Raw genomic sequence first — 4,640 nt, forward strand, 5'->3', positions numbered from 1 at the left:
GACTGCTCGGCGGTGGCGGCGGCCTGGCGCAGCCACGGGTCGACGACCGGCGAGTGCGCGCGCAGCACCCGGCCGAGGTGGCCGTCCGGGTCCAGGGCCGCCGGGGTGGTGCTCACGCGCCGCTCCACCGCAGCCACGACAGGTACGAGGAGTACCGCTGGTGGGCGTACTTCAGCGCGAGCGCGTCCTCGTAGACGTCGCCGTGCAGCTTGCCGCGCTGGCGCGCGTGCAGCAGCCGCTCCACCTGCGCGAGCCGGGTGCGGACGGTCTGCTCGTCCAGGCCCTCGAGTCCGGCGTCCAGCTCGGCGAGCACCCGCCCGACGGGGTCGTCGCCGTCGAGGCCCTGCGCGTCGTACTGGCGGCAGGCGGTGTCGAACAGGTCGCGGATCCACGACACCCGGTCGGTGCGCAGCGCCTCGCGCTCGGGGTCGTCGAACGCGCTCGCCTGCAGGTCGGGCTGCAGCTTGTCGTGCAGCACGAACGGCAGCACCGCGCGCAGGCCGTCGAGGGTGACCTCGGCGTCGCCGCGGAAGTAGGCCATCGCCTTGGCGTAGAGCACCAGCGACTGCAGCGCCCGCACCGACAGCCCGTTCAGGGTCTGCGCGCCGACGTCCTCGAGCCGGTCGCGGCCGTCGTCGGCGAGCGCGAGCAGGTGCGGGTCGACGCCGGCGAGCCGGGCGGTGTCCTTGGTCCGGTACTCGAGCTGGCGCCCGGCCCGCTCGAGCAGCTCGAGCTGGGCGGCGAAGTGCTCGAGCCGACGGCGCACGGGCACGGGGAACGGGACCGCGAGCACCTCGCGGTGCAGCCGGTCGTGCTCGTCGGCGTCGAACACGATGCCGGGCGGCACGTTCTCCTCGGGACGCAGGCCGCGCTCGGCCCGGGCGACGAGCTCGCCGAGGAACCGGTTGTTGAACGACAGCGCCTTCACCACGACGTCGATGCGGTCGCGCAGCGCGTCGACCACCTGGAACGTCCCGCCGCCGGCGTCGTCGTTGGCGGTGAGGTACCAGGCCGACGCGCCGGTCTCGTAGACCTGGTCGAACACCTCGACGTAGCCGTCGGCCAGCACGGTGAGCAGCGCCGACTGGGTGCGGGTCGGGATGCGGTTGTACTCGTCGACGATCTTCACCCGCATGCCCAGCCACGACCGCCACGCGACGTCGATGTCGGAGAGCCGCTCGGCCTCGACCAGGTCGCGCGGCAGGGGCGTGCCGAACATGTCCTGCACCGTCAGCTGCGGGTGCCCGTGCTGCATGCCGCGGCGCACCTCGTGCACCGGGTAGCCCGCGATCACCCCCATCAGGATCGCGGACGCCGTCTTGCCGCGGCCCGGGCCGCCGACCAGCAGGCAGCGGCCGCGGACGGCGAACGTCAGCAGCGGCAGCAGCACGAACGAGGAGTACGACTGGTCGGTCGGCAGGTCGACCTCGGCGCCGGAGTCGCCGAGCCGGAACGTGGTCCGGGGGCGGTCGGGCGCGGAGAACTCGACGTCGTAGTGCGGGCTGATGACCGCGTGGTTGACCATCCAGAAGTAGGCCTGCCGCAGCTTCTCGTCGAGCGGCGCACCCGGGGCGACACCGCCACTGGAGGCCTCGTCGGCGAACAGGTGCTCGACGTCGAGGGCGACCGGCGGCGCGGTCGTCGTCCCGGCCCGCGGCGGACGGGTCGGCGCGGCGGAGACCTGCCCGAGATCCGGTTCGTAGGTGCTCACGATGTCAGTATGACACAAATCCGGTGGGCGGGGCGGGACGCTCTCGGCGGGCGACCGGGCCGAGGGCGACCTAGCGTGGACGGCATGGCCCTCAGCACCTGGCACGAGATGCCCGCCCGCGTCGCCACCGGCGCCTTCATCCTCAGCTCCGGCCTGGACAAGTCCGGCGCCGACGAGGAGACCGCGAAGGGGCTGCACGGCATGGCCAGCGGCGCCTACCCGTTCCTCGGCTCGCAGGAGCCGCGCTCGTTCGTCGCGAACCTGTCCAAGGGCGAGATCGCGCTCGGCGCGCTGCTGCTCACGCCGTTCGTCCCGACGGCGGTCGCCGGTGCGGCGCTCACCGGCTTCTCGGCCGCGCTGCTCGGCATGTACCTGCGCACGCCGGGGCTGACCCGCGAGGACGGCGTGCGTCCGACGCAGGACGGCATCGGCATCGCCAAGGACGTCTTCATGCTGGGCGTCGGGCTCAGCCTGGTGGCCGAGGCCTTCGGCCGCCGCCGCGCCCGCGCCGACGACTAGGCCGGGCGGGGCGCGGGGACGGGGATCAGTCCGTGGTCTCCGCGGCCGCGACCGGTGCCGGCGCGGTGCGGGTCGAGCCCGGCGTGCCGGACGCGTAGCGACCGACCAGCTCCTGCAGGTCGACACCGGTGGTGTTCTTCAGCAGCTCCATCGTCTGCACCAGGTTGTCGGTGACCTGCTTCGGCAGGGCGCCGGCACCGTCGGTCGAGACCACGGTGAGCTTGTCGATCGCACCCATCGGGGCCGCGACCTCCTTGGCGACCTGCGGCAGCACCTCGACCAGCATCTGCAGCACCGCGGCCTCGTTGTACTTGGCGAACGCGGCGGCGCGCTTCTCCATCGCCTCGGCCTCGGCCTGGCCGGTGGCCAGGATCGCGGCGGCCTGCGCCTCACCCTCGGCGCGCACCGCCTCGGCCTCGGCGACGCGCCGGGAGCGCTCGGCCTCACCGCGGCGGGCACCCTCGATCGCCTCGGCCTCGGCGAGCGCCGACCGGCGGGACTTGTCGCCCTCACCGGTGAGGCGGGCCTTCTCGGCCTCCGCCTGCGCGGCCGCGATCGACGCCTGCCGGCGCGCGTCGGCCTCGAAGACCTCGGCGTTGCGGCGGCCCTCGGCCTCCTGCTCCACCTGGTAGCGGGCGGCGTCGGCCGGCTTGCGCACCTCGGTGTCGAGCTGGCGCTCCTTGAGCGCGGCCTGCCGGACGGCGACCTTCTCCTGCTCGAGCAGGATCGCCTGGTCGCGGTCCGCCTGGGCCAGCGGCCCGGACGCGGCGGCGGTCGCGGCGGCGGCGTCGGTCTCGGCCTTGATCTCGGACTGCTTCAGCGCCAGCGCGCGCTGGGCGACCGCGATCTCCTCCTCGGCCTTGATCCGGGCCTGCTCGGCGGCCCGGCGGGCCTCGGCCTCGGAGATCGCCGCGGTCTGGCCGACGCGGGCGGCCTCGGGACGCCCGAGGTCGGCGAGGTAGCTGCCGTCGTCGGTGATGTCCTGGATCTGGAAGGTGTCGAGCACCAGGCCCTGGCCGGTGAGCGAGGTCTCGGACTCGTCGGCCACCCGCTGCGCGAAGGCCGCGCGGTCGCGGATGATCTGCTCCACCGTCAGCGAGCCGACGATCGAGCGCAGCGAACCCGCGAGGGTCTCCTGGGTGAACACCTCGATGTCGGCCTGCTGGGTGAGGAACCGCTGGGCCGCGGCGCGGATGGAGTCCTCGTTGCCGCCGACCTTGACGATCGCGACGCCGTCGAGGTTGAGCTTGACGCCCTGCCCCGAGACCGCGCCGCGGATCTGCACCGAGATGCGGCGCGAGGACAGGTCGAGCACGTGCAGGCGCTGCACGAACGGCAGCACGAACACGCCGCCACCCATGACGACCTTCTGGCCGGACAGGTCGGTCGACAGCTGGCCGGTGGTCTCGTTGCGCACGGCCTTGCCGCGCCGGCCGGTGACGATGAACGCCTCGTTCGGCCCGGCGACCTTGTAGCGCTGGGTGATGGCGAAGACCACCAGCAGCAGGACGACGACGATGCCGACGATGGACACGAGCGTGGTCGGGAACTCCACGGGAAACCCCCCTCGGGTTGTGGTGCGGGTCAGGCGCGGCGTGCGACCTGGACGGACGTCGGGGACAGGACGGCGGTGATGGTGACGGGCGTGCCGGCGGGCAGCGCCTCGCCGGCGCGGGCGTTCAGCTTGGTGAGGTGCCCGGCGACCACGATGCTGACCTCGCCGTAGCCCTCCTCGGGCACGGCGCTCACGACCGTCGCGTCGCGACCGGTGAGCGCGGACGAGCGGACGGTGCTGTCGTCGCCGTCGCGGTTCAGCGTGCGGGTGAGGACGCCGGCGCCGGCGCCGATGACGACGCCCGCGCCCAGGCCGGCCGCGGTGGCCCAGCCGTGCGAGCCGGTGGAGCCGTAGGTGAGGGCGCCGACGAAGCCGAGGGCGCCGAGGAAGGCGGCCAGCGAGGCGCCGGAGACGAGATCGCCGCCGAGGGCGTCGAACAGGCCGTCGAAGATCTCGCCGACGACGAGGGAGACGACCAGCAGGGCCACGCCGATCCCGCCGATCACGAGGTACGGGGTCATCGGGCCTCCTCCTGGTCGGCGCGTCCGTGGGGCGGTCGGCGCAGGGTCCGACCGGCCAGGTCGGGCACCTGGATCCTAGCCGGTCGGGGCCGCGGCCCGCCCCGTCGTTGTGGACGCGACCGCTGCCGCCGGGCTCCGCAGGTGCTGCGCCCGAACGTGGGAGAAGTGGTGAAGGTCCCCGCCCGGGGCGTGCTCGCCGTCGGGTGGGGCGTCCGGGTCGCCCGCATACTGTCGGGCGTGGCTTCCCGCAGCACCCCCGACCGTCCGCCCGCGCGCCGGCGTCCGCCCGGCAGCTCCTCGGGCGGCTCGCCGCGCGCCGCGGCGGGCACCCGAC

At 74.2% G+C, this 4,640-nt stretch carries 4 protein-coding genes; 1 reads left to right on the forward strand and 3 read right to left on the reverse strand.

Annotation, left to right across the window (positions count from 1 at the left end; genetic code table 11):
- Nucleotides 1-112 precede the first annotated feature (112 nt).
- Complete coding sequence (locus ACYVKY_RS04730; protein WP_460433844.1) at nt 113-1,711, reverse strand: MoxR family ATPase; 1,599 nt, start codon at nt 1,709-1,711, stop codon at nt 113-115.
- An 84-nt stretch (nt 1,712-1,795) separates the two neighbouring features.
- Here ACYVKY_RS04730 and ACYVKY_RS04735 point away from each other — a divergent pair, with 84 nt between their 5' ends.
- Nucleotides 1,796-2,230, forward strand: a complete 435-nt coding sequence (locus tag ACYVKY_RS04735; protein WP_460433845.1) for a hypothetical protein — start codon at nt 1,796-1,798, stop codon at nt 2,228-2,230.
- A gap of 25 nt (nt 2,231-2,255) precedes the next feature.
- Here ACYVKY_RS04735 and ACYVKY_RS04740 read toward each other — a convergent pair whose 3' ends face one another.
- Both ACYVKY_RS04740 and ACYVKY_RS04745 read right to left on the reverse strand, forming a co-directional pair.
- Nucleotides 2,256-3,785 (reverse strand): flotillin family protein, encoded by a 1,530-nt coding sequence (locus ACYVKY_RS04740; RefSeq protein WP_460433846.1) that lies wholly within the window; start codon nt 3,783-3,785, stop codon nt 2,256-2,258.
- 29 nt (nt 3,786-3,814) lie between these two features.
- Complete coding sequence (locus tag ACYVKY_RS04745; protein WP_460433847.1) at nt 3,815-4,306, reverse strand: hypothetical protein; 492 nt, start codon at nt 4,304-4,306, stop codon at nt 3,815-3,817.
- Between the last annotated feature and the right edge of the window lie 334 nt (nt 4,307-4,640).

The sequence above is a fragment of the Angustibacter speluncae genome, assembly GCF_054777815.1.

Coding starts and splice junctions, on each gene's coding strand:
- ACYVKY_RS04735 (WP_460433845.1), top strand. CDS start 1,796: ATGGCCCTCAGCACCTGGCACGAGATGCCCGCCCGCGTCGCCACCGGC.
- ACYVKY_RS04745 (WP_460433847.1), bottom strand. CDS start 4,306: ATGACCCCGTACCTCGTGATCGGCGGGATCGGCGTGGCCCTGCTGGTC.